The sequence below is a fragment of the Variovorax sp. 01N429 genome (assembly GCF_056399425.1).
The window spans coordinates 1-404 of sequence record NZ_JBFTRG010000172.1 but is presented as its reverse complement, the minus strand read 5'-3'; the positions used below and the strand labels follow the sequence as shown (position 1 = coordinate 404).

The window sequence follows — 404 nt, the reverse complement described above, 5'->3', positions numbered from 1 at the left end:
ATGTCGAACAGGCCGGAGCGCAGGCCCGCGATCAGCGCGCCGAAGTCGGCGGGCACCGGGTCGACCTTCGGGACACCCAGCCGGTCGAAGATCACCTTCGCCAACTCGGCGGCCTCGCCGGTGAGATCGGCGTTCTTGTCGAGGAAGCTGTAGGGGGCTTCGTTGGCGAAGCCGACGCGCACCGATCCGCGGTCGCGCAAACGTTTGAGCAGCGTGCCGCCGCCGGGTTCGCCGGTGAGGTCGACGCGGGCGCATCCGCTGGTCGCGGCCGCGGTGCCGGCGGCGGCGACCGCCAGCCCGGCTCCTGCTGTGCCGCGCAGGAAGCGGCGCCGGGATATTCCGGCGGTGAACGGGGGAAACAGGGGTCTGGCGTTGCGGACAGCCAAGCCGCGCATCTCCTTGCG

General features: G+C 71.8%; 1 protein-coding gene. It reads right to left on the bottom strand.

Going from position 1 to position 404, the window contains the following annotated elements; translation table 11 throughout:
* The coding region (locus AC1DSF_RS31110) for a transporter substrate-binding domain-containing protein (protein ID WP_478184164.1) at positions 1–386 on the bottom strand (386 nt) is incomplete at its 3' end.
* Between the last annotated feature and the right edge of the window lie 18 nt (positions 387–404).